Source organism: Salinimicrobium oceani (assembly GCF_012037645.1).
Map to the genome: position 1 here is coordinate 1 of NZ_JAAVJR010000121.1, position 731 is coordinate 731.

Consider the following 731-nt stretch of genomic DNA (forward strand, 5'->3'; position numbering starts at 1 on the left):
CCGGGGTGGGATACTTCATCTGGAAATCCCGCAGGAAAAGTCATTCTGAAGAATAACCATATCCATTATTACCTGCTCTTTTCTGAAGTTTCTTTAGAAGAATGTAACATTTTCCTTTTTCATTAGTCTCATAAGCAAACTAAAAAGAATCCTGCTTTGTAGGTGTAGGTCCAATCCTTTTTTGATTTCCCATTGTAACAAAACTGGCAATCAAAAGACTTATACCTTAGAACAACCATTATGAAAAGAATATTTTTAACTGCAGGTTTCCTCTCCTTTACATTATTTGCCTCGGCGCAGCAGGGAGAATGGACACTTCAGGAATGTATTGAACGTGCTCTTGAACATAACATTACCATCAAGCAAACCGAACTTGATGTAGAGCTGACAAAAATCGATATTTCGGATGCCTTCGGAAATTTTCTTCCGGGAGTAAATGCATCGGCTTCGAATTCATGGAATACGGGACTTACGCAAAATGTTACCACAGGAATTCTCCAGACGCAAACTACCAGGAACTTTTCCGCGGGAGTAACTGCAGGGCTTAGCCTTTTTGATGGGCTGAGGAATATTCGCCAGTACCAGTACGCAAAAATGGCAAAACTGGCCGGGGAATATTCCCTGGAGCAAATGAAAGATGATGTGGCGCTTTTCGTAGCCAATGCTTATCTCGAAGTGCTTTTCAATAAAGAAAACTTCAAAGTGATCCAGGCACAGCATGAAATTACACT

At 40.8% G+C, this 731-nt stretch carries 1 protein-coding gene; it reads left to right on the forward strand.

Annotation, left to right across the window (positions count from 1 at the left end):
* Positions 1 to 240 precede the first annotated feature (240 nt).
* Positions 241 to 731, forward strand: a 491-nt coding sequence (locus HC175_RS15790) for a TolC family protein (protein WP_168139388.1), incomplete at its 3' end; no start/stop codon positions are given.